Genomic DNA, 24359 nt, shown 5'->3' on the forward strand with positions numbered 1-24359 from the left:
GCCTCTCAACCAGAGGGCCTCGTTTTTTATCTAATCTTTCCAAAAATCATCAGCATCTTTTGACGGCAAGCTGATTATTTTGTTTTAGGAAAGACTTAATGAAGCCGCTGAAGGTCTTATCGTTAGATATTGTGCGTTTTTTGATGAGTTAATTGAGTTTTAGAAAGCCGTTTGCTAGCATTAACAGAGCAGGAGGTGTTGTCGTGGACGAACAAGTTGAACAATTTATCACGTATCTCAGTGGCGAGCGGCAGTACTCTCCGGAAACGGTCAAGGCTTATCGCGAGGACCTCGCCGAGTTTGACCAATTTCTGGCGGACAACGGCGGGCGTAAACCCTGGAAAGACATCGACCAATTGGATGTCGAGGTTTACCTGAGCGATCTGTATGACCGGCACTACGCTCGGACGACGATTGCAAGGAAGCTCTCAACCCTCCGTTCACTCTATAATTTTCTGATTAGTAACGGCATGGCCAAGGACGATCCCTTTGCCTATGTCCAGCTCAAGCATCATCAGAATCATTTGCCGCGCTTCTTCTATGAGCGAGAAATGACGGCTCTGTTTGCAGCGGCGGCCGCCAATAAAAATGAGCAATTAGCCGCCAGAGACTCAGCCCTCCTAGAAGTCCTCTACGGCACGGGGATTCGGGTCAGCGAGTGTGTCAATCTCACCCTCACCGACATCGACTTCGACAACCGCATCATGTTGATTCATGGGAAAGGGAATAAGGAGCGGTATGTCCCGTTCGGTCACTATGCCAGTGACGCGTTGCAAACTTATTTCGATGCGGCTCGCCAGCCGATCATGGCGCAGAATAACCAGAATCATGAATTTGTCTTCATCAACTATCGGGGTGAACAACTGACCTCCGCGGGGGTCACGTATCTCCTGAATCAAATTATCCAACGGAGCACATTAACCACGGATATTCATCCCCATATGCTACGCCACACCTTTGCAACGCACCTGCTTAATCGCGGGGCGGACCTGCGCTCCGTTCAGGAATTACTCGGCCACAGTAGTCTATCAACAACCCAAATCTATACTCACGTGACGCGGGAACATTTACAACGTGACTATCGTAAATTTTTCCCCCGGGCAACGCAGGATCATCCAGATTCTTCATCAACTAAAAAGGAGCAAAAATAATTATGCCAGTAAAATTTGAAGCAACGACCATTTGTGCCGTTCGTCATAACGGCCATAACGCGATGGCTGGTGACGGTCAAGTCACCATGGGAGAAAAGGTCATCATGAAGGGCACCGCCCACAAGATTCGACGGATCTACAACAACCAAGTCGTGGTCGGTTTTGCCGGCAGTGTGGCCGATGCTTTTAATCTAGAAGAAAAGTTTGAAGGTCAACTCAACGAATACAGCGGTAATTTACAACGGGCCGCCGTCGAGTTAGCCAAACAGTGGCGGTCCGACCAGGCTCTGCAAAAGCTTGAAGCCTTGTTGATCGTCATGGACAAGGATGAAATGCTTCTGGTCTCTGGTTCTGGTGAAGTCATCGCACCTGACGATGACATCTTAGCCATTGGTTCCGGTGGGAACTTTGCCTTGGCTGCCGCGACCGCCTTACATCATCACGCCACGGACATGAGCGCCAAAGAAATTGCCGAAACGGCGATTCACATTGCGGGTGGCATTGATATCTTCACCAACAACAATGTTATCTCAGAAGAACTCTAATCGATCGGGGGACACAAAATATGGATGCTATTGATAAAACACCACGTGAAATCGTAGGTCTACTTGACCAATATGTTATTGGCCAGGATGGGGCCAAAAAAGCGATCGCCATCGCCTTACGCAATCGTTACCGTCGGATGCAACTGGATGCCACCATGCAAGAAGAAATTTCGCCCAAAAACATGTTAATGATCGGGCCCACCGGGGTTGGGAAAACAGAAATTGCCCGACGCCTGGCAAAAATCGTGCATGCCCCATTTACCAAGGTGGAAGCCAGCAAGTTCACCGAGGTTGGTTACGTGGGCCGCGACGTTGAATCCATGGTCCGTGACCTGGTCGAAGTTTCCGTTAACATGGAAAAACAAGATCAATTTGCCCGGGTCCGCAGCGATGCCATTCAAGCGGCCAACAAACGGCTGGTCAAGCTCTTGGCACCGGCCAAGAAAAAAGAAAAGAAGGAGAACAACGACTTTTCTAACATGATGAACATGTTCTCCCAGATGCAAAACGGTGAAACCCCAAAGGCGCCGGCCGACGAGGAGGAAGTTACCGACGACATTCGGAACGAACGACTTTCCTTGACGGAACAACTCGACAAGGGCTTATTGGAAGACCATCAAGTAGAAATCGAAATGGCCGACCCGGAACAGGCCAATGCCACAGACAATAACATGTTGGGTCAGATGGGCATCGATTTAAACGACACCCTGGGCTCAATCATGCCGAAGAAGCGGGTTAAGCGAACCGTTCCCGTCTCGGAAGCGCGGGAAATTTTGGTTGCCGAGGAATCGGAAAAATTGGTTAACAACGCCGACATCAACCATGATGCCATCAAGCGCGCCGAAAATACCGGGATTATCTTCTTAGATGAAATTGACAAGATCACTAAAGGCGGCCAAAACAGCGGCGACGTCTCCCGTGAAGGCGTTCAAAGAGACATCCTACCAATCGTCGAAGGGACGCAGATCAAGACCAAGTATGGGTCAATCTCTACCGACCATATCCTATTCATTGCTGCTGGGGCGTTTGCTGAATCGAAGCCCAGCGACCTGATCGCTGAATTACAAGGCCGGTTCCCCATTCGGGTGGAATTAAATGACCTCAGTAAGTCCGACTTCGTCAAGATCCTAACGGAACCCAATAACGCGCTAGTTAAGCAATACATCGCCTTGATCGGGACCGACAACGTGAAGGTCACCTTCACCATGGAAGCCATCGAGCGGATTGCTGAATTGGCTTTTGAACTTAACCACGAGAACCAAAATATCGGTGCCCGGCGCCTGCAAACCGTTTTGGAGAAATTACTCGAAGATCTGTTGTTTGAAGGCCCCGACATGGGGACTGGTGATGTGACAATTACCGAAAACTACGTGAACGATAAGATTGGTGATATTGTCCAAAACAAGGACTTGTCCCGTTATATCTTGTAAGAGACTAACGGTCGTGGCAGGGGCTACGACCGTTTTTTAGGGAAGGGAATGTAAACACTGATGTTAACTTTGAAGAATGACTATCTAACCGCACAAATTAATCCGTTGGGGGCCGAACCCACCAGTATTAAGGACAACGAAACGGGCTTGGAATACCTGTGGCAGGCCGATGCCAAATACTGGGGTCGGCATGCCCCCATCTTATTTCCAATCGTGGGTCGGTTGCAGGACAACGAATATCGCGTAGCCGACAAGACTTACAAAATGACGCAACACGGCTTCGCCCGTGACCGCGAGTTCACCACGACTGAACAATCGGCGGATCGTGTGGTCCTCCGATTAACGGCGGATACCGAATCACGCTTACTCTATCCCGCCGACTTTAGCCTCACGATGACCTATGAACTTGTCGATCATCAATTGAAGGTTAACGCAACGGTGACCAATCCCGCCGATACGGGCTTGGACTTCTCCTTCGGTGCGCATCCCGGTTTCAACATTCCCTTCGGTGATGCCACGGCCGACTTTACCGACTATGTTGTGACAGTGGCTCCTAAACAAACCTATCAGCGAATCCCATTGGTGGGGCCGTACAGCGACAGCGAGCACAGCCTTCCCATAGACCTGTCACGGCCCATGGGGCTCACCCACGATCTCTTCGAACACGATGCCCAAATCCTGACGCTGACCAATCCCGAAACAACGGTTATGCTGAGCACAGCCGCCGATGACCATGGGGTCGCGCTGACAACAACGGCGCCTTACCTGGGCATCTGGTCGCCGTATCCTAAGCAGGCCCCGTTTGTTTGCCTGGAACCATGGTGGGGCTTAGCAGATGATGTCAAGGCCACCGGTGACCTAGCCACCAAGGTTGCGATCAATCATTTGGAAGCCCACCAGGACTTTAACGCTAGCTATCAGATCACCTGCTTCTAAACCAAATAAAAGGACTATCCACGACTGCTTGCAGCGATCGGGGATAGTCCTTTTCGGTTACTTCTTCAGTTGTTTATGATACCCGTGACCAAATGGCACCATGGATTCGGTTCCTTCGCGAATTCGCGTAATATTAGTCCGGTGTCGATAAAAGACAAATACCGTGAGCGCCACGGCAATGCCAGTTAAATACCAGTCGTGAAAAAGCAGCGAGATCAGGGTCACCAGCGAGAACGCAATCATACTGGCCAAGCTGACCATGCTGGTCCAATAGATCAGACTGACCCATAAGCCAGCGGCAATCACAAACATGATGGGGTTATAGCCAAGAAGCATCCCCGCCGAGGTCGCGACAGCCTTGCCGCCCTTGAAGTGGTCAAAGATAGAAAAGGTATGGCCGAGAATCGCCATTAGCCCAAATAATAGGGGCAGGGCTGATCCTAGGACCGTGTGTGCCGGGACCCAATTTGGTAAGAACGTGGGTAAGAGCGTGGCAACCGTTCCCTTCGCGATGTCCAAAACCATCACGGTCGTTCCAGCATAGGGGCCGAGGACTCGGTAAGTATTGGTGGTCCCAATGTTACCGGACCCCGATTGTCGAATATCAGTTTTAAAGAAGGCCTTGCCAATCCAGACACCGTTGGGAATCGCCCCCAACAGATAGGCCATGATGAGTAAGCCAATTAATTTCACGAATCATTCCTCCGCTCTGTAATCCTTGGGAACGGTCAGGTCCCAGGGAAGCTGCTCATTATTTTAGCATGTTTTCAGGCCACCGCCAAATATCTCCTGATTGGCTAGCAAGTTTTTCGATTCCTGTGGTATGATTATGAAGTTACTGAGCGCTATTCTGAGGGCTTTGACCAATTCATTTGAACGTACGTTCGGTCAGGAGTACACTAAGATAGCACCTAGTTAAGTTCTGAAAATTCGTAAAAAGTAAAGGGGATTTACGCATGGCGAAAGCAAAACCAACATATGACGATTCCTCCATTCAAGTCTTGGAGGGATTGGAAGCTGTTCGTAAACGACCCGGTATGTATATCGGTTCTACCGACAGCCGGGGTTTACATCACCTGGTCTATGAAATCGTCGATAATGCCGTTGACGAGGCCTTAGCGGGCTACGGGACGGAAATCAATGTCACCATTCATGCTGACAACAGCATTACTGTGGTCGACCATGGGCGGGGTATGCCAGTGGGCATGCACGCTTCCGGAATTCCAACGCCCGAAGTCATTTTGACGGTCCTACATGCCGGTGGTAAATTCGGCCAGGGAGGCTATAAGACCTCTGGTGGTCTCCACGGGGTGGGGGCCTCGGTCGTCAATGCTTTATCCAGTTCACTCACCGTCACCATCGTCCGCGATGGCGTGCGCTATCAAGAAAAGTTTAAAGACGGGGGTAAACCACAAGGCACCCTCGAAAAGAAAGGTAACACCCGGGCACACAATGGTACCACGATGACCTTCAAACCCGATAGCAGCATCTTCACCACCACCGTTTATAACTTCGGGACGCTAGCGGAACGCCTACGTGAATCCGCTTTCCTTTTGAAGGGCGTCAAGATTACCTTGACCGATGAACGAGCGGGCCAGGAACGGGAAGAAGCCTACCATTATGAAGAGGGAATCAAGGAGTTTGTTAGCTATCTGAACGAAGACAAGGACACTTTGGGTGACATCATGTACTTCGATGGTAAGAAGGACGGCATCGAGGTCGAAGTTGCCGCCCAGTACAACGATGGGTACACCGAGAACCTCCTGTCATTCGTAAACAATGTTCGGACCAAGGATGGTGGGACCCATGAGGTCGGCCTCCGAAGCGGCTGGACTAAGGCCTTTAACGACTACGCTCGTAAGGTTGGCTTACTCAAGGAACGGGACAAGAATCTCGAAGGTAGTGATGTCCGTGAAGGGCTATCAGCCGTGATTTCCCTTCGGGTCCCTGAAAACCTGCTGCAGTTCGAGGGCCAAACCAAGGAAAAACTAGGGACGCCTGAGGCTCGGACGATTGTCGATAATGTTATTAATGAACAGCTTGGCTATTACCTGATGGAAAACGGGGACTTTGGTAAGATGTTAATCAAAAAGTCTACGCAAGCCCGTCAGGCCCGCGAAGCCGCCCGCAAAGCTCGTGATGAGAGTCGGAATGGGAAGCGCCATAAGAAGCATGAACGGCTGCTATCAGGCAAGCTGACACCCGCACAATCCAAGAACTCGGCCAAGAACGAACTATTCTTAGTCGAAGGGGATTCTGCCGGCGGCTCGGCCAAACAGGGCCGTAACCGGAAGTTCCAAGCCATCCTGCCTTTACGAGGGAAGGTCTTGAACACCGAAAAGGCCAAGTTGCCAGACATCATGAAGAACGAAGAAATCAGTACCATGATTTACACGATTGGTGCCGGCGTCGGTCCCGAGTTTAATATCGAAGACGCCAACTATGACAAAATTATTATCATGACCGATGCCGATGATGATGGGGCCCACATTCAAATTCTCCTGCTAACCTTCTTCTACAAGTACATGCGGCCCATGATCGATGCTGGTCGGGTCTATATTGCGCTACCACCGTTATATCGCATTCAGAAGACCGGGAAGAAGCCCAGCATCGAATACGCCTGGACCAATGATGAACTGGCTGAAAAAACCAGTAAGATCGCGAACCACGGGTATCACTTACAACGGTTCAAGGGGTTAGGAGAAATGGACGCCAGTCAACTTTGGGAAACCACCATGGATCCCGACAACCGAACACTGATTCGTGTTCAGATCGATGACGCCGCCCTGGCAGAACGCCGGGTAACGACCTTAATGGGGGACAAAGTTGAACCCCGCCGGAAATGGATCGAAAACAACGTGCAATTTACGTTGGAGGACGATAGTTCTAGTTTATTGGAAAATGATACCAATAAAGCCTAATCTACCGGTGAAAGGAGTAATGAGTTCGTGAGTGAAGGACAAAATATTCAAGAATTGACCCTGGAAGAAGTCATGGGTGACCGATTCGGCCGCTACTCCAAGTCAATCATTCAGGAACGGGCCCTGCCGGACATTCGTGACGGCCTAAAGCCCGTTCAACGGCGGATCTTATTCGCCATGAACAAGGACGGGAACACCTATGACAAGGGGTTCCGTAAGTCTGCGAAATCTGTTGGTAACGTCATGGGGAACTTTCACCCCCACGGTGACAGCTCGATCTACGAAGCCTTAACCCGGATGAGTCAGGACTGGAAGGTCCGCGAACCCCTGGTAGAAATGCACGGGAATAATGGATCAATGGACGGGGATCCTGCCGCTGCCATGCGATACACCGAAGCCCGGCTAAGTAAGTTAGCCGGTGAAATGTTACGAGATATTGATAAAGATACCGTCGAAATGGTCTTAAACTTCGACGATACCGAGTATGAACCAACCGTGTTACCAGCCCGGTTCCCGAACCTGTTAGTGAACGGCTCGACCGGGATCTCTGCCGGTTATGCGACGGAAATTCCACCGCACAACCTCGGCGAGGTCGTCGATGCGTTGGTCTACTTGCTCAGTCACCCCAAGGCCACGCTGGCCGAACTAATGGGCTTCGTTAAGGGCCCTGACTTCCCAACCGGTGGGATTATCCAGGGCCGCGACGGCATCGTTAAGGCCTATGAAACCGGCCGTGGTCGCGTCGTGGTCCGTTCGAAGACCGCCATTGAGGAACTACGGGGGAACAAGAGCCAAATCACGGTGACGGAAATTCCTTACGAGGTTAACAAGGCCCAATTGGTCAAAAAGATTGATGAGATCCGTTTGAACAAGAAGGTTGAAGGACTGGCAGAGGTTCGGGACGAAAGTGACCGTGACGGTCTGCGAATTGCCATCGAATTGAAGCGTGATGCGGACGCCAAGGGGATCCTGAACTATCTATTCAAGAACACCGAGCTCCAAATTGCCTACAACTTTAACATGGTGGCGATCAACCACATGCGTCCGGAACACGTTGGCCTAAAGACCATCCTCACCGCCTACCTGGAACACCAACGGACGATCATTACTAAGCGAACCCAATATGACCTCCAAAAGGCCTTGGATCGACAACACATCGTCACCGGATTAATCAAAGCTCTGTCCATTTTGGACCAGGTTATTCAAACGATCCGGGCTAGTAAGGATCGACGCGATGCCCGAGACAATCTGGTTAGCACCTACGATTTCTCTGAGAAACAGGCCGATGCCATTGTGGCCTTGCAACTGTACCGGTTAACCAACACCGATGTGACGCAGCTTGAGGCCGAATCGGCTAAATTATCGGTCGCGATTGACGAGGACCATCAGATTCTGGCGGAACCCAAGAAGTTAAACGCCGTCCTACGGTCCGAGTTGAAAACCATTGCCAAGACTTACCGTAACGACCGACGAACCGAAATTGAAGATAAGATTGAAGACCTGAAGATTAAAACCGAAGTCACGGTGGCCGATGAAGATGTCATCGTCTTGGTTAGTCACGATGGCTACCTGAAGCGATCCGGTGTCCGGTCATACACGGCTTCCGATCCGGCGGATAATGGGCTAAAAGATGAGGATTACCCAATCTTTCTCCAGAAGCTCAGTACCTTGAGCCATCTCTTTATGTTCACCAGCAAGGGTAATCTTATCTACCGTCCAGTTCATGAGATTACCGACGCCAAGTGGAAGGAAACCGGTGAGCACATTTCACAAACCATCGGCTTAGCCGCCGATGAAGAAATCGTGGCCACCTATGCCTTTGATTCGCTGAAAGAATCCGGTCGGTTCCTAATTGCCACGAGTGACGGTTATATTAAGCAAACAGCGTTTAGCGACCTGACGCCCGGTCGGACCTATAAGAGCCGAGCCGCCGTTTACGAGAAACTGAAGCATCCGGACGCCCAGGTTGTCCGAGTCGCGTACTTAGAAGAACCCGTCGATCGGGGAATTCTACTAGTTTCAAAGAACGGCTACGCCCTGCGATACGCGGTCGATGAAGTCTCGATCAACGGTGCTCGCACGACCGGGGTTCGTTCCATGGACCTCCGGGACGATGATCAGGTGGTTAACCTGGCACTGGTCAACGATAGCGATACGATTGCCTTAGTCACCCAGCGAGGGGCATTCAAGCGGCTCGCAATGAAGGAACTTTCGGTCACCAGTCGCGCCCGGCGCGGGGTAATTATCCTCCGGGAATTGAAACGCGATCCACACCGGATCGTTGATTTCATGACGATTCCTGCAGGGAATCCCGCCTTAGAGATTGTGACCAGCCGTGAGCGAACCCATGACGTTTTGCCAACCGAACACCCCCTCAGCGGTCGATATTCCAACGGTTCGTTTGTGGTCGATACCGATGTCGAAGGGGAACCCGTTTCGCTACGGATCAAACCGACGGAGCTGGTCCTAGACTAGCGGGTTTACTATTAATAGAGTTATAAGAAGAATTAATTGCGCTTTTTTTGGAAACAGCCTATGATATAAGTTAATAGTTACCATTAGGTTGGCCTGGTGTTTTGTCGCACCATCGTCAGACGTGATAAGGAGTAGAAGCGGATGAAGACCAAGCAGGAAAGCATTTTTTCTTCGAAGACCCTAACGTATTTCTTGCAGCTTGCTGAGACTATGAACTATACTCAGGCTGCGCAGATTTTGGGGATCACCCAACCGGCATTGACCCAGCAGATTAAGAAGCTGGAGCGGACGGTGGGGGCCCCCTTATTCTATTCAGTTGGCAAGAAGCTCCGGCTTTCTGATGCGGGTTATACCATGCTTGAGGCAACCCATAAGATTTATGGAATTCTCAATCAGGCAACGGACGAGATTCAACAATCAACCAGTGCCACCCAAGGTGAAATCAGCATTGGATTATTGGCCTCGGTTGAGGACGCAGTCTTTGAAGACTTCGCCATTCTGTCCTATCAGAACAATCCCGACTTAAAGATTTCCTTTCACATGTTAACTCGTAAGGAAATCTGGGAAAGACTCGAGAATAACAAAATTGATCTGGCAATTATGTATTTGCCAGACGATTCGATCAAAAACTGGAAGCCGTACGAATCGAAAAAGATTATCTCTGATGATTTGTTGTTTATTCACCATGATGAACAATTGGCCAAGAAACGCCGGATCAAGCTGAAGGATACCACGGCTAACGTCTGGGCCATGTATCCCGACGGTTATTACTTAAATCAGACACTACATGAAGCTTACAAGAACCAACTGGCCGATTTCCCACGGGGGGTGGCCAACTTCACCACGCCAACGCAACTATTGCATTTTTCAATGCAGACGGGGGCCTCGACAGCATTGCCTAATTCGTTTATGATTGGGCAAGAGGCGCTGCCACAAACCTGGACGGCGCACTTTGAACCAAATATTCGTTTTGACCTCGCCTTTGTTTTCCGAAAGGGCAAAGCCGAAATCCCGCGGATTAGTCATTTTCTGTCGCAATTTGACCGGTACTTACACACCGATGACTACATCTCAAGGCTTAAACAACTTCGGAACCAATAAATAAAACTATCTTACTTTAAAGGAGTTCTATCTAATGAGTAAAGCATTAATTTTTGGTCACCAAAATCCTGATACTGACGCAATCGTTGCTGCAAAGGCGTTTGCCTACTTCCAGACTCAAAAGGGCCTAGATGTTGAAGCCGTTGCCTTAGGCGAACCTAACATGGAAACCAACTTTGTTTTGAACCACTTTGACGAACCTGCTCCCCGGGTTATCAAGACGGCCGCCAACGAAGTTGACCACGTGATGTTAGTGGACCACAACGAAGCTCAGCAAAGTGTCAGCGACTTGGACAAGGTTACGGTTACGAACGTGGTTGATCACCACCGGATCGCTAACTTTGAAACGAAGATGCCACTTTACTACCGGGCAGAACCAGTGGGCTGTGTCAGCACGATCCTGACCGAAATGTTCGACGAAGAAAAAATCGAAATCCCAGCTAAGTTAGCTGGTTTGATGCTTTCTGCTATCATTTCTGATACGCTCTTGTTGCAATCACCAACCACAACCGACAAGGACCGCGAAGCCGTTCGGGCCTTGGCTGAAATTGCTGATATCGATGTTCAAAGCTACGGTATCGAAATGTTAAAGGCTGGGACTAACCTGGCTGCCAAGACCGATAAGGAACTGATCGATGGCGACGCTAAGTCCTTTGACATGGCTGGTAAGAGCGTTCGCATTGGCCAAATCAACACGGTTGACTTGAATGAAGTTCTGGACCGTCAAGCTGGTTTGGAAAAGGAAATGAATGCCGAAATGGCCGCTGATGGCTATGATTTATTCATTACCTTAGCGACAAATGTTTTGAACAGTGACTCTGAGCTCATCGTTGCCGGTGAACCAAAGAGCGTGGTTGAAACGGCCTTCAACACGAAGTTGACCAACAACCGGGCTAGCTTGCCTGGCGTGGTTTCTCGTAAGAAGCAAGTTGTGCCACCATTAACTGCTGCTTTCGAAGGCTAGTCAATTAAATTAAGCTAGTTTTGATACTCCCTAACTAATCCGTTTAGTTAGGGAGTATTTTGATCGCATATTTTACGGTGGGGACCTAGAATAGTGGCCGATGGTAGGCGTAAGACATCGTCCTTCGAGGAAGAGGGACTTTGCAATGACAAGCTGGTATCGGGGAATTATCACTGCGCTTGTAGCGCTAGGTTTAATGGGAACAGGGACCGGAAGCGTCGTTGGCCATGCCGCGAGCACCACACCATTCGGACCAGAACGATTCACGAGTAACCATGCGACGTATGTCATCACAACCAAGTCGACCTATTATCGAAGAATTTGGGAATCTGCCATCTCGGCTTGGAACAAGACCGGTGCCTTTCATTTCCGGGCCGGCTCCAAGAATCGAGCCCAAATTGTGTTGAGTACGGCATCTGGTAATGACGCAGCTGTCATGGGAGAAGATGTTGGTCTTACAGACTTTCGGGCAGTCGGAGACTATTTTGTAAAAGTCGACGCGATGCTGAACCCATCCTTATTCCGGGAATACGATTACTCCCGTTCCGATGATCTTCACGTTGCCGAACACGAATTGGGACACACCATGGGGCTGGCACACAATCCTTCTAAGGCCAGTGTCATGTACTATCGGAATCGGTCAGTTGGCATCCAAAAGGTTGATATCAAAGGCGTTGTGCTCCGCTACAAGACACCAGCAGGTCAATCCTTATCGTAAGCAGCATTCATTTAAGTCACCGGATAAATCCTACCGGTGACTTTTTGCTGGGCAAATTAGTTGTCTTTTCGCTATAAAAGCATAGACTAGACTTGTTAACTAATTGTGCACAACCGAAATGGAGGATTTCGTATGAGTAAATCTGAGAGTCAAGAAGAATTGAAGCAGCGCTTGACGGCCGAAGAATACGCCGTCACTCAGAATGCCGCCACCGAGGCCGCTTTTACTGGAAAGTACGACCAATTCGATGAACCCGGCATCTACGTCGATGTCGTCAGTGGTCAGCCGTTATTCAGCTCCACGGATAAGTATGACGCTGGCTGTGGCTGGCCATCATTCACGAAACCCATTGATGCCGCCAACGTCCACGAGAATACCGACCATTCCTTTGGGATGGTTCGCCAAGAAGTTCGCAGCACGAATGCCGGTTCGCATCTGGGGCACGTTTTCAATGACGGCCCAGTAGAAGCGGGCGGTTTACGGTATTGCATCAATTCCGCGGCCTTGAAGTTTATCCCGGCCAGCGAGCTGGAAACCCAAGGCTACCATGACTTCGAACAGCTCTTTAAGTAATTTAAAACCCATTTAGGAGGGATTCTATGAGTCAAGCTGATACCGCCATCTTTGCTGGTGGCTGCTTCTGGTGTATGGTCAAGCCATTTGATACCCAGCCCGGCATCATCAGTGTGGTTTCCGGCTATACCGGTGGGCATACGGTTAATCCCACGTATGCCGACGTGGCAAGTCATACCACCGGCCATACTGAGGCCGTTAAAATTACCTTCGATCCCGCCATTATTAGCTATGATGACCTTGTAACGATCTACTGGCGGCAAACCGATCCCACCGATGCTAGCGGCCAATTCCAAGACCGGGGCGATAGTTATCGCCCCGTAATCTTCGTTAACGGTCCCGAACAGCGCCGGATTGCCCAGGCTTCCAAGGACCAACTGGCCGCCAGTGACCAGTTTGATGCCCCCATCGTTACAACGATTGAAGACGTTCAACCATTTTACCCGGCTGAGGACGAGCATCAAGACTTTTACCGTCGCAACCCATTCCGCTACCAGATTGAAGAAATGGGCGGGCGTGAAGCGTTTATTAAGCAACACTGGTCCAACTAACCGTCTTCACTGTGCTACAATTTAAGTGAAGGATGGTGATTAGATGGGGTACGTGCTTAATCTCCGTCAGCAGATCGGCCAGAAGCCGATTATCGTCGTTGGTGCTGCGGCCATTGTCCGCGATGACCAACCAGGCTTGCTGTTAGTAAAACGGCTCGATAATCGGCTTTGGGGCTTACCAGCAGGCTCAAAAGAATTAGATGAAAGTACCGAACAAACCGTCCTCAGAGAACTGACTGAAGAAACCGGCTTAGTTGGTCAGGATCCGCAGTTATTAACGATTGCCAGTGGCCAGGATATGCAATATGTTTATCCCAATGGTGACCAGATAGATTCGGTGACCGTTGTGTATGAGTTAACGGCGTCTGGCCAGCTGCAAGCTGACCAACAAGAAACCAGCGTGGCAAAATTTGTGGCGTTGACCGAATTGAAGCGGATCTCACTGACACCATTAACCAAAAAAATTCTGACGGACTTACAACTGGTTAAATAAAAAACAATCGATTTTAGATCGATTGTTTTTTATTTATTCGGGGGACTTTTTCATTTCGAAACTCTGCTTTCGATAATATATATTATGTAAAGTAGAATCTATTTTTATCAGAACTGACCATTCCCTGCCGATACTTATCTGCCTGATTGAGCAAAGCCTTGTTAGATGACCTGTGCTATTGCCATCAGAATTTGTTTGAACTTGTTTAATGATTACTCGGATGTTGGCCGACAACTTATCGTTAACCAGATACCGCAGATTTCACTTGCCAACGTCGGTATTGCGACTCACTTAACTCATCACAACTCAGCATTGATGTCGAAACAAATATGACCCAATGACAGTCATTCTTTTAGGCGTTACTGACGCGTTTCTAATGGACAACTATCAATTTAAACATTGAACGTGTGCTCAGAATACGTCGTCGTTTTTCTTAACGATGAACCAGTCAGTATCAATCTTATATGATTAATCAATAACGAAGCTTTAGCAGACAATTCTGCTGTAAAGACTCGACCAATTCCTATTTGGTCACCAACGAACGCTATCTACGGATTAACGGGACGACCTGACTAAGTTCTAAGTTCATTGCTACCAGTCGTTAATAGATGTCCTGCCACCAGTTAAACCATGCTGACTATATATACCAGCCAGTTGGGCCGGAAAAATCAGGCTATTTGCCGATGAATCGGCATCAATCACCGTTAACTAACGCACGCAGCGACTGCAAATGCAGCTAAAGACGGCCACAACAATTGCTGATAATAAGCTTTTTGTAGGCTACAGTTATGATAATTCAGAACACGGGTATCGGATTGACTTGATAACTTTCCTTAAAACTGGCATTTTAAAGAATCTTTCAACCTTTTAGTCGACTTGCTATTTTTCTTTTAGGACAGTATGATAGAATAAAAGAACATACGTTTGCATGGAGGCGGTCCTTTGGAAAAACAACATTATTTAAAACTCATCGAACAAGAACTAAATACTGCCCCGTGGTTCGTCCAAGAATTCTATCAGGCAAAGGCAACGGTCCCCTTGTCCTCAGCAACGCTCTATCAGTACCTAACCGAGTATCGACGATTCTTCACCTGGCTGATTAGCGAAGGTCTCACCTCCGCGACTGCCCCGACTGATATCCAGATTGATGAGTTGGCAAATCTGAAAAAGGAAACGGTTGAGCTCTACAAATCGGCCCTGCTCAACCAAACCAAGCTTACAGGTGCCCGCGGGAGTCGATCTCATCCAACCATTAATCGCTCGCTGAATGCCCTCTCGTCTCTCTTTAAATATCTGACCGAGGATACCGAAGACGATCAAGGCGAAGCCTATTTTGACCGTAACGTCATGCACAAGATTGCCCTGGTCCGAACCAATGAAACGTATGCGACTCGTGCGGCCAACTTGAAAGACCAACTGATGTTAGGGTCAACGGATCATGACTATCTAGACTTCATTGCGAACCACTATATAGAGGTGCTCACACCGGCGCAACGACGATACTTCCTTCGAGACCGGCAACGTGACCTGGCCATTAACGCGCTCCTCCTAGGCAGTGGTCTCCGTGTGTCCGAGGCTGCTAATGCCGACAAACGCCAGCTCAACTTGAGTACCGGAACCATCAGCGTTGTTCGCAAAGGTGGCCAACAGGATACAGTTCCGATTGCGCCATGGACCTTACCATACATTGAAGACTATCTCAGCAACCGCAAGAACTTGTATCACCCAACTAATCAAGATCACGCCCTTTTTCTGAGTCGCTATCGCGGCCAGGCTTCACGGATGCAAGCCAACTCCATTGAAAAGATGGTTGCCAAATACTCGGCAGCCTTTAATATTCGTATCACCCCCCACAAGCTACGGCACACCCTAGCTTCAAAACTCTATCTGGCCACCAAGAATGAGCAGCTGGTCGCCACGCAACTAGGCCAGAATTCCACGTCGGCAACCGGACTCTATACGCATATTATCGATGACGAGCAGCGAAAAGGTCTGAAGAAGATGTAACGACCGATTGGTTGAGGGAAAACCAATCTAAAAATTCCCTTAATCATGCCAAATCTTCCAAGGTACCAAAATAGTCCTACATCTTTGTTTTGAAAAGATGTTGGACTATTTAGACAATCAAATTTAATGGTTTTACGTTCGCTGATCCTCTAGGTAATGGACCCAATCACAACGAACCGGTTAGCTGATAGCTTGCGTCGGCCAGCTTAGATAATTCCGCTTCTGACGGCATCTGATTGATATCCAAGGTTATCCAGTTTTGCTTCGTGAAATGCTGTCCCGGTAAGATGTAAGGAAAGGCCTCAACCAATTCATCAATCCCCGTGAGATCACTCTTCAAATCAACGTATAAGCTGCCGGCCTTCTCATAGACCAGACCAAATATTTTTCGACTCGCTGCATGCCTGAGGGCATCAAAAATGATTTTATTTCGATGAGCTGGGTTATTGAAGGGCTGATCGACACTTACCCGCTTCCCCTGGCTACAAAGCTCAATTAACTCTGCTTTGGTCATTTCCATAGCGATAGACGACCTTTCATCTGAAGATTACCGTGAAACGTCCGTTGTCAAACCTCAAATTTAGTAAAAAGCCCTTCTAAATTAGCATAAATCTACTTCAGGAGGCCCTTCAAAGTCTTAGTTATTTAGGCATTTAACATCGTCACAAATCGGTGATTCCAAATTCCCTCAAAAAAGGCAATGGTTTGTTCCGCCGTCATGAACTTATTATCAACGGTGGTGGTCAGTCCCCGCGTCATTTCTAAGTCATAGCCAATTCCGTGATCCACCTTCGTCGTGGTGTCAACACAGTACTCAACCTGCGCCCCACAAATTTCTAATGACTCTGCGGCAAAGCTCGTTAAGACGCTCCGCAGCTTGGTGTGGTAAAACGCGTTTGCATGATGCTTGGCAACCAAGGGGTCGGTGTCGCGGTAATCTAATTCGGGAATCAGTTTCCAATCATGAGTCCCTTCGACCAAGTCTTCATCCACATGTTGAACAAAGACAACGGGCTTTTTTGCCTTGCGGTACGCCGCGATTCTAGCGTTGACCCCCGCAATGACCTGGGGCATGTTTGCTGCAGTTTGTTCACCGTAACAAACACCATTTTGAAGATCAATGACTAATAAAACATCTGCCATGTTGATGGCCTCCTTAAGGAATCTTTCAGCTCATGTCCTATAATACGCTATTTATAAAGTCCTTAAAACCTAAATATTTCAGGAACAATTGTTTTATGTCATGATGGCTGCCACTAAAATCAACGCATCACACCTAGGTGAATTTTACTGGCCAATGATTCTTCCTGAAAGATGCCAAGAATACTCGTTTTAACCGTTGCGGGCATGGTACAAAAGCGTATAATAAAACCCAATTTAGCCATTGGAGGGATGCCCATGATTAAACCATATCAATTGCATAAGGGCGATCGGGTTGCCTTGGTTAGCCTGTCTAGTGGGGTCCTGGGAGAAGATTTTGCCGCCCACGAGTATCAGCGGGGCAAGCAGCGTCTTCGTAAGTTGGGTCTAATTCCGGTCCCAATGCCCAACGCCCTAAAGGGGATCGACTTTCTCGACGCCCATCCGGAAGCCCGGGCAGCCGACCTCAAAGCAGCCTTCACAGATCCCGACATTGCCGGTATTTTCTGTGCAATCGGCGGTATTGATACTTATCGAATCGTCCCCTTTCTCTTGGAGGATCCGGACTTCATCGCCGCCGTGACTAAGCATCCAAAACTATTTACCGGATTTTCCGACACAACTGTCGACCATTTAATGCTCAATCGGTTGGGGCTCACCACCTACTATGGCCCCAACATCATTAACGATCTGGCCGAACTTGACACGGTGCCACTCCCATATACCAGGCACACGCTGGCCCACTACCTAGAGAATACCGCGACCACACCTATTCTGAGTAGCCCTATCTGGTATGAAGAACGCCAGGACTTTTCACCAGCCGCTCTCGACAAGCCCAGAATCAGTCATCCTGAGACTCGCGGGTACCAGGTCCTCCGAGGACACGGACAAGTCAACGGTCGTTTATTTGGCGGTTGTATTGACAGCCTGAATAGCCTCCTTACCGATACCCGTTACCCAGATGAGCCCGTCATCGCCAAGCGATATCGACTACTCCCCAGTCCCGCAGAATGTCGCGACAAGATTCTATTCTTAGAGACCAGCGAAGAACAGCCAACCCCTGCCGCTTATCGGCAAATGCTCCGAAGCCTAAAGCAAGCCGGGATTCTCGGTAACGTTCAAGCCATCATCACGGGCAAACCCCAAAATGAGGTCTACTATGATGACTATTGCCAGGTTTTACTAGAAGAAACCGCCGACCGCAATCTGCCAATCATGACCAACTTTAACTTTGGTCACGCCTATCCTCGGACCGCGTTGCCGTATGGTTTAACAGCGAGCCTTGACTTTGAAAAGCGGTCACTGACGGTCACAGAACCATTTTTTGCCGAATAACCACTTCTAAACAAGAAGCCCCCCAAATTGGAACCAATCCAATTCAGGGGGCTCTTTGATTGCTGGTGTCGAGGTCGCTTCGCTTAATGGCGTAAGAATCGAATGAGTAGTCGGTCTACCTGGACGTTGTCGTGTAACCGACTATGTTGCGCCCTAACCCCGATAATTCGGCGTTCCTGATAGGACCTGGCCCGATCAGCCACCAAATATCGCAACGACTTGGAAGAGGCATTGCTAACCGAACCGTCCGAATGGGACCCATCATCCTTATCGCCATAAATGTTCAATACGGCAATCTGATCCTTGGGCATCGTCCGCCGCAAGCTTAATAAGTTCTGATATTCTGGCTGCATTTTTTCGGGTTTACCTTCACGAGTCAACTTCATGCGATTCGGTTCGTCATTCACGCCCAGGATCCCATTGAAATGCCCGGCAATGTCGACCTGCTTGCGCAACCTAGGCAGGCGCCGATCGTTAGCGCTTAAATAATACATGATCGCCATGTTGCCCATCGAGTGGCCAACCATGTTGAACGTCTTGGTATGATAGGTTTGCTGCAATTTAACCACCGTCGCCTTGGCCCACCGGCCCCATTGCTGCGGACTCGAATTGCGATTACCTGCAAAGCCCACCTCAACAATTGGATGATAATCCCCCTCATGGAAATGACCGGACAGACTAACCTTTCCTTTGGTCGAAACAGTTGCTCGCACAATAGTCTTCGTCAAGCCGGCATTTACTAGCGAGTGGGCCATCTGATCCTCAGCGTGAGTGCTACTACCCCAGCCGTGAAAGAACAGCGTGGGCTCATACCTACTGGCATTCGGTAGATCAACTGATCTGGATGATCCGTTTAGCCGACCGCAACCCGTTAGTCCCAATAATAGGATCATCAACCCCCAGATTAAGCTTCTTTTCTTCATTCTACTTTCCCCCTTGTTCAAATTCCTTGGGCTAAGTATAAGCCTTCGTGTGAACTTTAAGGCAAGTACGACTTTTCTAAAAATTTTGGGCGACAACTACTAGCACTGAATACCGAATTGACCATAAGAAAAGGCCATGACCTTCAGCATGGCCTTCCAAGAAATCCTATATAAGAAAGTTTATTTTTCGCTGTACGGCGTTCACCAGGCTAAAACTGTCACGGCCTTGTCGTTAACCCCATCGATTAACCGGCCTTTTCACTGATGCTTCGAAACCAGTTGGCTTATTCCCTCACAGTACCACTTCATCCGAACGATGGCAGTAGAAATACGCCAACGTGCCTAAACTAAAGACCACCGTCATCCCAACCAGAATCCAAATGATTCCGGTGATGGAACCCCCCAATGAAATCGTATGCCGCAAACCGGCCATAGCAACAGTCATCGGCAAATAGGGATGAACCGCGCGGTAGAACGGATTCGTGAGCTGAATAGGATAGGTACCACCGGAAGCCCCGATTTGAAACAACATGAATAACAGCATGAGCCACGCTCCTGTCAGACCCAACCAGAGGCGAAAACACGTCACCAGACTGAAGAAGGCCAGGACAATCAATAGACTCAGGAGGTAGGTCGAACCAGCCTCCAATGGTCGCAGACCAATGATGTAGCGTACTCCCAACCACATGCCGGAGGCCGCTAAGACGACGAATCCCCAGAGAAACCCCATTTTATCCAGCCAAGCGATAGCAAAGTTCCGGTGGGGACCATGCCGTGTCCCGGCATCATAAATAATATTGAGCGTGATGCAACCCACAAATAATGAGATGACCATAAAGTAAGGTGCCATACCCGTGCCATTATTGGCCACACCAACCACATCGTGCTGAATCAATTTAACCGGCATCGCCAATTGCTTTAGTTGCTCTGCCCGCCGAACTTGCCGCAATTGTGCCCCGCCTTGAGTCAACCCAGCAACAATCTTTTGCGTTGCCGCGGCTACCTGAGCTGCAGGCAGTCCGGCCACACCAGCCTGGCTCAACTGCCCCAGTTGCTGGGCACTCGTGGTCAATCCCTTACCGGCCGCCACCGCTGCTGTCTGGCTGGCCTGTAGCTCTGCTTGAATGGCGCTTTGATTCAAGGTTGCTTGCAACTTCTGCATCGCCGTGGCCCCCATCTTCGCGGCCACGGTACTTTGGCCGGCATTGGTATCGTAGGTCAGTCGCAGCTGCCGGGGTGTCGTCGCCAAGCGGCTAAGCGTCTCCGAGGCATTTTCCGGAATATTTAGCACTAAGAATAATCGGCCAGCCTTCAACTCTCGTTGGGCGGTCCGCGCCGTCATTCGGTGAAACTGGAGAGATTTACCATTGATCAGACTCTGGGTCACCGTGCGTCCCCAATGAACCGTCCGGGTTGGCCGGTCGCGATCAACCACGGCCATCGGCAAGCGATTCAGCTCACCATAAGGATTCCACACGGAAGCTAGAAATAGGCCCGCATAAAACAAGGGAATCACTAAAATTCCCAACAAAATTCGCCAAATCGCTGGATGACGCTTGAGGTATAACCATTCTTGAGATTTCATGATACTTTCCCCCTTTTGCGAATGAACGAATCATTCATTCGATTGCCACCCAGTCTAAACACTCTCGAAAAAAACACAATTTTCGCCGACCCATCATGGTGTCTTTGACCAGTTAGCTAATTAAGGGGATCACTGATAGCTACGCCGCAACATCTCCCGGACCACCGTCAACATTTGCTCGTCGTCACTGCGAGCCATTTCGGTTTCAAAACTGTCATAACGCTTATGGGCACACCACCAGAAGACCAGGTCCACCACCACGACCCCGTTACGTTCGGGATCTTTTAAGCTTGGTCGAGACTGCATCAAGAAGTCACCCACCTGCTGATAGATTTCCTGCCGCTGCTGACGATACAACGCGGTCAATGCCGGGTTAACAGTTGGGTTATGTTCTAGAATCAGAAAGTATCGGCCATACCGCTTAAACGTCACGAACAACGTGGTCAGCAGACTGTCAAGATCCGGGGTCCTTTGCTTAGCCAGCTGGTGGTTCCAGTCCCGGTAAGCCGCCTCGGTCTGACGAATTAGTTCTCTGGGATCGACTGGCCGCAACGGGTACGTTGACGACGGCAGAGCCGTCATTGTTGGCACCGTCATCTGAAAGACGTAGTCTAACAGGGCCTCCTTCCCACTGAATAACCGATACAAACTGCCCACCGCCACGTGGGCACGCTGGGCAATCATTTGCATCTGAGTTTCATGATAACCTGGTTGAATGAACAGTTCACTCGCGGCTGCGGCAATGCGTTCCAATTTCTCTTCATCGGTCATGACTTTGTCACTCCTTTCCGCCTCCATTAAACGCCAATTGACCCCAAACTTCCGAATCAGGCTTGCCGCAACGATAGTCAGCTAACAAACGGTTCCGAGGTGCGACATTTTCCCGATGAATAAAAAAGGACCGCATGCGTTTGCGGTCCTGGTGTGAGGGGTTAACTTTGCAAGTCTGTGGTCTCTTCGGTCGCGTGAGCTCTGCTAAGATGTAGGCGACTCGACCAAACGATTCCCACTAAGGACATGCTGGCGGCGCCTAACATGGTCGCGCGGAACCCATTCGTAAATGTGCTTCCATGAAACTGATAAAAGATCATCACAGCCACCGTCGTGCCCACCGCACCACCCAAAAGACGAAAAATATTGTATATTCCGGAGGCCTTACCAATCATCATGCTTGGCACAGCACCCAGAACGGACTTTTGTAGCGCCGGTCCCGCCATCGACAATCCAACGCCTGTCAGCATTAGCGGAACAACTAACCACGAATAAGGTTGTCTAACCAGTATCGCAATCAGCAGATAGCCGAGGCCCTGTAAGCCCAAGCCAATGGTGGCGACCCATCGCTCACCAAATCGATCTACGGCACGACCGGCAAACGGCGCCACGACGACCAGTGTTCCGGTCCAAGGTAGCAACTCTAGACCAGCAGTCAAAGCATTGGCCTGTTGACTAACTTGCAAGTATTGCGGTAGAAAAAAGACTACACCATACATAGAACCATAGAGACTGGCGGTGGCAAGATTTGCGCCAATAAAGATTTTATTTCGAAAAAGAACTAGCGGAACCATCGGTAAGACCTCCTGAGACTGCCGGTGAATAAACCATCCACCCGCGACCAGACTCATGCTACCCACCACCAGAGCCAGCTTACCGCCACTGCTATTGGCTGCAGAGAGGGCCCAAACAATGCCGGCCATGGCGGTAATGATCAGGCCATTATCGACCAAATTAATTGGCGCGCTCTGACCGTGGCTTTCTGGCAGGTGTCGCCTAGACCAAAGTATGGCCAGTCCACCTACCGGAACGTTAATCCAAAAGATCCACTGCCAGGCTAGTTGGGCCACAATCAATCCCCCCAGCGAAGGGCCCACAATTAGTGCAAGTCCCCCGATACCACCCCAAATACCCAGAGCGCGCCCCCGCTGACTAGCCGGCAAAGAATTGGTGAGGATTGCCATGGACATCGGCGTCATGACCGATGCCCCAATTCCCTCAATAACTCTGGCAATGATTAACCAACTAATATTCGGTGCCAAAGCACATAGGATCGATCCCAACGTAAAGACTAAGATTCCCCAGTTGTAGATTTTCCGTCGGCCCAGACGTTCACCCATGGCCACGCCAATCAACAAGACTGCCGCAATAGTAATATTGTAGGCGTTCATTGCCCACTGGAGGCTCCTCACTGATATTTGAAATTGCGTCCGAATAGCCATCGAAGCCGTGGTGACAATCATGGTGTCCATCATTGCCATAAAAAAACCAAGTGACGTCAGCAACAGTATCCAATTTTGAGCGACCCACATTTTCACTCATTTCCCCGTCTCCTTACTCCGCCAGATAGTTCAAATATTTTTGAACTATCTAAACATATCATGGTGATCATGACCTGACAAGTCCCAAATTAAAAAGGGAGACGCCTGGTAGCCAATGTCATTAAGTTAAGCTATTGACAAACTAGGCTTTGTATATCAAAGCACTTATTTAGTGATTTTTCATTAAATAGGTGCTTTTTGTGATTTAACTAATGCTTACAATTTAATTTTATTGCACACTAAATAAGCTTAAGCCGTACAATATTTTACCAATCTGGTTTAAGCTACTCGATACGTAAAATACACTGGTGTTTTTGAACTAATCTTCCTGCGATCTTTTCTATCTGGACGGATCGGTAGTAAGTAATGACCTATTTCGATTAAGATTCGGTCATAATTTGTTTTTGGTGATAGTCCATACCTTTTATGGACAACAACGCATGACATCTTAAAATTAACTAGATAAGAATAATTACAATTATTCTGTGGAATCGCTACTTCCGCATTAATATGGCTAACAACATTGAATATGATCAAATGTGCCCATAATTCCATTTCAATAAAATGATCTTGTTTAGAATGAAATTGTACACTACTAATATCATATTTTAACTTTCTAAATGAGCTTTCGATCCCCCAACGAAGGTGATAAAGCTCTTTCATCTCTTCCAACGAAAATTCTTTCGAATTAAGATTAGTTACTAATACTTCCCACTCATCTTTACCAGATTCCTCATTATTTATTCTAAATTTACAAACCCTGAACTTTACAGTACAAATATCCTCAAAATCCCAGCTTGCATCGTAAGTATTTTTGGAGCGTTGTTCAATATATTGTTTCTTATGATGAGTTACCAGATGAAGATCCTCAGTGTCTTTGTGCGTAGTAATAATTAGAAATAGTTACCCGACAGGACACTTCTAAATCACATTCTCGGTTCGGTAAAGATTGGATTTCCTTAAAGGCTCCCTGTCCTGTTTTGCTTCTGATTACATAATTACAATTCTTTAATCGATTGCAGTTCTCAATCATGTTAAAACTGCAATATCCCCGATCCATTGTGACAATCGTTGGCTTCATTTCAGTACGCTTGAGCATTAGAAGTGCTGCTTTGCGTTCATCAATTTGGCTTTTAGGCTGTAAAATTACATCTTGATAAGTATTATTAACTAAATCGTAACTGGCATTCATATGAAAT

Annotated in this window: 22 protein-coding genes and 1 pseudogene; 14 read left to right on the forward strand and 9 right to left on the reverse strand. The window is 48.7% G+C overall.

All coding sequences use genetic code 11. The features are described 5' to 3' along the window. Positions 1–203: 203 nt before the first annotated feature. Genes xerC through LSE01S_RS09035 form a run of 4 tightly spaced genes read left to right on the forward strand, consistent with a single transcriptional unit; the run spans position 204 to position 4062 of the window. Positions 204–1151, forward strand: coding sequence for a tyrosine recombinase XerC (gene xerC / locus LSE01S_RS09020; protein WP_061777309.1), 948 nt, complete (start codon positions 204–206; stop codon positions 1149–1151). A 2-nt stretch (positions 1152–1153) separates the two neighbouring features. Continuing rightward, positions 1154–1696 carry an HslVU peptidase proteolytic subunit gene (hslV, locus tag LSE01S_RS09025; RefSeq protein WP_061777310.1) on the forward strand — a complete coding sequence of 181 codons (543 nt, stop codon included), beginning with the start codon at positions 1154–1156 and terminating at the stop codon, positions 1694–1696. A 20-nt stretch (positions 1697–1716) separates the two neighbouring features. Next, entirely contained in the window at positions 1717–3126 is a 1410-nt protein-coding gene (gene hslU, locus LSE01S_RS09030) for an ATP-dependent protease ATPase subunit HslU (RefSeq protein ID WP_061777311.1), read from the forward strand. Positions 3127–3186: 60 nt separating this feature from the next. Then, positions 3187–4062, forward strand: coding sequence for an aldose 1-epimerase family protein (locus LSE01S_RS09035; protein WP_061777312.1), 876 nt, complete (start codon positions 3187–3189; stop codon positions 4060–4062). A 57-nt stretch (positions 4063–4119) separates the two neighbouring features. Here the strand turns inward: LSE01S_RS09035 and plsY are convergent, their stop codons facing one another. Next, positions 4120–4755: a glycerol-3-phosphate 1-O-acyltransferase PlsY gene (gene plsY, locus LSE01S_RS09040; RefSeq protein ID WP_061777313.1), complete on the reverse strand. Its 636-nt coding sequence runs from the start codon at positions 4753–4755 to the stop codon at positions 4120–4122. Between the two features lie 263 nt (positions 4756–5018). Between plsY and parE the strand changes: the two genes are divergently transcribed. From parE to xerS, 9 genes are all read left to right on the forward strand, one after another. Beyond that, positions 5019–6983, forward strand: a complete 1965-nt coding sequence (gene parE, locus LSE01S_RS09045; RefSeq protein ID WP_061777314.1) for a DNA topoisomerase IV subunit B — start codon at positions 5019–5021, stop codon at positions 6981–6983. A gap of 72 nt (positions 6984–7055) precedes the next feature. Further along, positions 7056–9458 carry a DNA topoisomerase IV subunit A gene (gene parC / locus LSE01S_RS09050; protein ID WP_235808329.1) on the forward strand — a complete coding sequence of 801 codons (2403 nt, stop codon included), beginning with the start codon at positions 7056–7058 and terminating at the stop codon, positions 9456–9458. 141 nt (positions 9459–9599) lie between these two features. Next, on the forward strand, positions 9600–10559 hold the full coding sequence (locus LSE01S_RS09055; RefSeq protein ID WP_061777316.1) for a LysR family transcriptional regulator: 960 nt from the start codon (positions 9600–9602) through the stop codon (positions 10557–10559). A 34-nt stretch (positions 10560–10593) separates the two neighbouring features. After that, positions 10594–11523, forward strand: coding sequence for a manganese-dependent inorganic pyrophosphatase (locus LSE01S_RS09060; RefSeq protein WP_061777317.1), 930 nt, complete (start codon positions 10594–10596; stop codon positions 11521–11523). A 145-nt stretch (positions 11524–11668) separates the two neighbouring features. Continuing rightward, positions 11669–12241, forward strand: coding sequence for a matrixin family metalloprotease (locus LSE01S_RS09065; RefSeq protein ID WP_061777318.1), 573 nt, complete (start codon positions 11669–11671; stop codon positions 12239–12241). A gap of 132 nt (positions 12242–12373) precedes the next feature. Further along, positions 12374–12814, forward strand: a complete 441-nt coding sequence (gene msrB, locus LSE01S_RS09070) for a peptide-methionine (R)-S-oxide reductase MsrB (protein WP_061777319.1) — start codon at positions 12374–12376, stop codon at positions 12812–12814. A gap of 26 nt (positions 12815–12840) precedes the next feature. Next, positions 12841–13365 carry a peptide-methionine (S)-S-oxide reductase MsrA gene (gene msrA / locus LSE01S_RS09075; RefSeq protein ID WP_061777320.1) on the forward strand — a complete coding sequence of 175 codons (525 nt, stop codon included), beginning with the start codon at positions 12841–12843 and terminating at the stop codon, positions 13363–13365. Positions 13366–13408: 43 nt separating this feature from the next. Then, a complete protein-coding gene (locus LSE01S_RS09080) occupies positions 13409–13858 on the forward strand; it encodes an NUDIX domain-containing protein (protein ID WP_061777321.1) in 450 nt (149 codons plus the stop codon). Between the two features lie 942 nt (positions 13859–14800). After that, positions 14801–15865, forward strand: a complete 1065-nt coding sequence (xerS, locus tag LSE01S_RS09085; protein ID WP_061777322.1) for a tyrosine recombinase XerS — start codon at positions 14801–14803, stop codon at positions 15863–15865. Between the two features lie 166 nt (positions 15866–16031). Here the strand turns inward: xerS and LSE01S_RS09090 are convergent, their stop codons facing one another. Both LSE01S_RS09090 and LSE01S_RS09095 read right to left on the reverse strand, forming a co-directional pair. After that, the gene (locus LSE01S_RS09090; RefSeq protein WP_061777323.1) at positions 16032–16385 is read right to left on the reverse strand and encodes an MmcQ/YjbR family DNA-binding protein; all 354 of its coding nucleotides are present in this window, start codon (positions 16383–16385) and stop codon (positions 16032–16034) included. A gap of 125 nt (positions 16386–16510) precedes the next feature. Continuing rightward, the gene (locus tag LSE01S_RS09095; RefSeq protein ID WP_061777324.1) at positions 16511–17008 is read right to left on the reverse strand and encodes a cysteine hydrolase family protein; all 498 of its coding nucleotides are present in this window, start codon (positions 17006–17008) and stop codon (positions 16511–16513) included. Between the two features lie 255 nt (positions 17009–17263). On the opposite strand from LSE01S_RS09095, the gene LSE01S_RS09100 reads away from it, so the two are divergent. Next, entirely contained in the window at positions 17264–18340 is a 1077-nt protein-coding gene (locus LSE01S_RS09100) for a S66 family peptidase (RefSeq protein WP_061777325.1), read from the forward strand. A gap of 83 nt (positions 18341–18423) precedes the next feature. Here the strand turns inward: LSE01S_RS09100 and LSE01S_RS09105 are convergent, their stop codons facing one another. The 6 genes and pseudogenes from LSE01S_RS09105 to LSE01S_RS11090 all read right to left on the reverse strand — a co-directional run. Beyond that, positions 18424–19263 (reverse strand): alpha/beta hydrolase, encoded by an 840-nt coding sequence (locus LSE01S_RS09105; protein WP_061777326.1) that lies wholly within the window; start codon positions 19261–19263, stop codon positions 18424–18426. Positions 19264–19555: 292 nt separating this feature from the next. Further along, on the reverse strand, positions 19556–20848 hold the full coding sequence (locus LSE01S_RS09110; RefSeq protein ID WP_061777327.1) for a YhgE/Pip domain-containing protein: 1293 nt from the start codon (positions 20846–20848) through the stop codon (positions 19556–19558). A gap of 129 nt (positions 20849–20977) precedes the next feature. Further along, entirely contained in the window at positions 20978–21619 is a 642-nt protein-coding gene (locus tag LSE01S_RS09115) for a TetR/AcrR family transcriptional regulator (RefSeq protein ID WP_061777328.1), read from the reverse strand. 161 nt (positions 21620–21780) lie between these two features. Then, positions 21781–23151, reverse strand: a complete 1371-nt coding sequence (locus LSE01S_RS09120) for an MFS transporter (RefSeq protein ID WP_061777329.1) — start codon at positions 23149–23151, stop codon at positions 21781–21783. Positions 23152–23439: 288 nt separating this feature from the next. Further along, a complete protein-coding gene (locus LSE01S_RS10835) occupies positions 23440–24054 on the reverse strand; it encodes a transposase (RefSeq protein WP_156470508.1) in 615 nt (204 codons plus the stop codon). Further along, positions 24029–24359, reverse strand: a pseudogene (locus tag LSE01S_RS11090) (IS4 family transposase); the annotation flags it as partial. The gene LSE01S_RS10835 and the pseudogene LSE01S_RS11090, both read right to left, overlap by 26 nt.

The sequence above is a fragment of the Levilactobacillus senmaizukei DSM 21775 = NBRC 103853 genome, assembly GCF_001592085.1.
GTDB lineage: Bacteria > Bacillota > Bacilli > Lactobacillales > Lactobacillaceae > Levilactobacillus > Levilactobacillus senmaizukei.

Bases quoted from the DNA above. Each gene is read 5' to 3' on its own strand.
- LSE01S_RS09100 (WP_061777325.1), top strand. From the start codon at position 17,264: ATGATTAAACCATATCAATTGCATAAGGGCGATCGGGTTGCCTTGGTT.
- msrA (WP_061777320.1), top strand. From the start codon at position 12,841: ATGAGTCAAGCTGATACCGCCATCTTTGCTGGTGGCTGCTTCTGGTGT.
- LSE01S_RS09105 (WP_061777326.1), bottom strand. From the start codon at position 19,263: ATGAAGAAAAGAAGCTTAATCTGGGGGTTGATGATCCTATTATTGGGA.
- parE (WP_061777314.1), top strand. From the start codon at position 5,019: ATGGCGAAAGCAAAACCAACATATGACGATTCCTCCATTCAAGTCTTG.
- LSE01S_RS09120 (WP_061777329.1), bottom strand. From the start codon at position 23,151: ATGTGGGTCGCTCAAAATTGGATACTGTTGCTGACGTCACTTGGTTTT.
- LSE01S_RS09035 (WP_061777312.1), top strand. From the start codon at position 3,187: ATGTTAACTTTGAAGAATGACTATCTAACCGCACAAATTAATCCGTTG.
- LSE01S_RS09060 (WP_061777317.1), top strand. From the start codon at position 10,594: ATGAGTAAAGCATTAATTTTTGGTCACCAAAATCCTGATACTGACGCA.
- LSE01S_RS09080 (WP_061777321.1), top strand. From the start codon at position 13,409: ATGGGGTACGTGCTTAATCTCCGTCAGCAGATCGGCCAGAAGCCGATT.
- LSE01S_RS09110 (WP_061777327.1), bottom strand. From the start codon at position 20,848: ATGAAATCTCAAGAATGGTTATACCTCAAGCGTCATCCAGCGATTTGG.
- LSE01S_RS09065 (WP_061777318.1), top strand. From the start codon at position 11,669: ATGACAAGCTGGTATCGGGGAATTATCACTGCGCTTGTAGCGCTAGGT.
- msrB (WP_061777319.1), top strand. From the start codon at position 12,374: ATGAGTAAATCTGAGAGTCAAGAAGAATTGAAGCAGCGCTTGACGGCC.
- LSE01S_RS09095 (WP_061777324.1), bottom strand. From the start codon at position 17,008: ATGGCAGATGTTTTATTAGTCATTGATCTTCAAAATGGTGTTTGTTAC.
- hslV (WP_061777310.1), top strand. From the start codon at position 1,154: ATGCCAGTAAAATTTGAAGCAACGACCATTTGTGCCGTTCGTCATAAC.
- LSE01S_RS09090 (WP_061777323.1), bottom strand. From the start codon at position 16,385: ATGGAAATGACCAAAGCAGAGTTAATTGAGCTTTGTAGCCAGGGGAAG.
- parC (WP_235808329.1), top strand. From the start codon at position 7,056: ATGGGTGACCGATTCGGCCGCTACTCCAAGTCAATCATTCAGGAACGG.
- LSE01S_RS09115 (WP_061777328.1), bottom strand. From the start codon at position 21,619: ATGACCGATGAAGAGAAATTGGAACGCATTGCCGCAGCCGCGAGTGAA.
- hslU (WP_061777311.1), top strand. From the start codon at position 1,717: ATGGATGCTATTGATAAAACACCACGTGAAATCGTAGGTCTACTTGAC.
- LSE01S_RS09055 (WP_061777316.1), top strand. From the start codon at position 9,600: ATGAAGACCAAGCAGGAAAGCATTTTTTCTTCGAAGACCCTAACGTAT.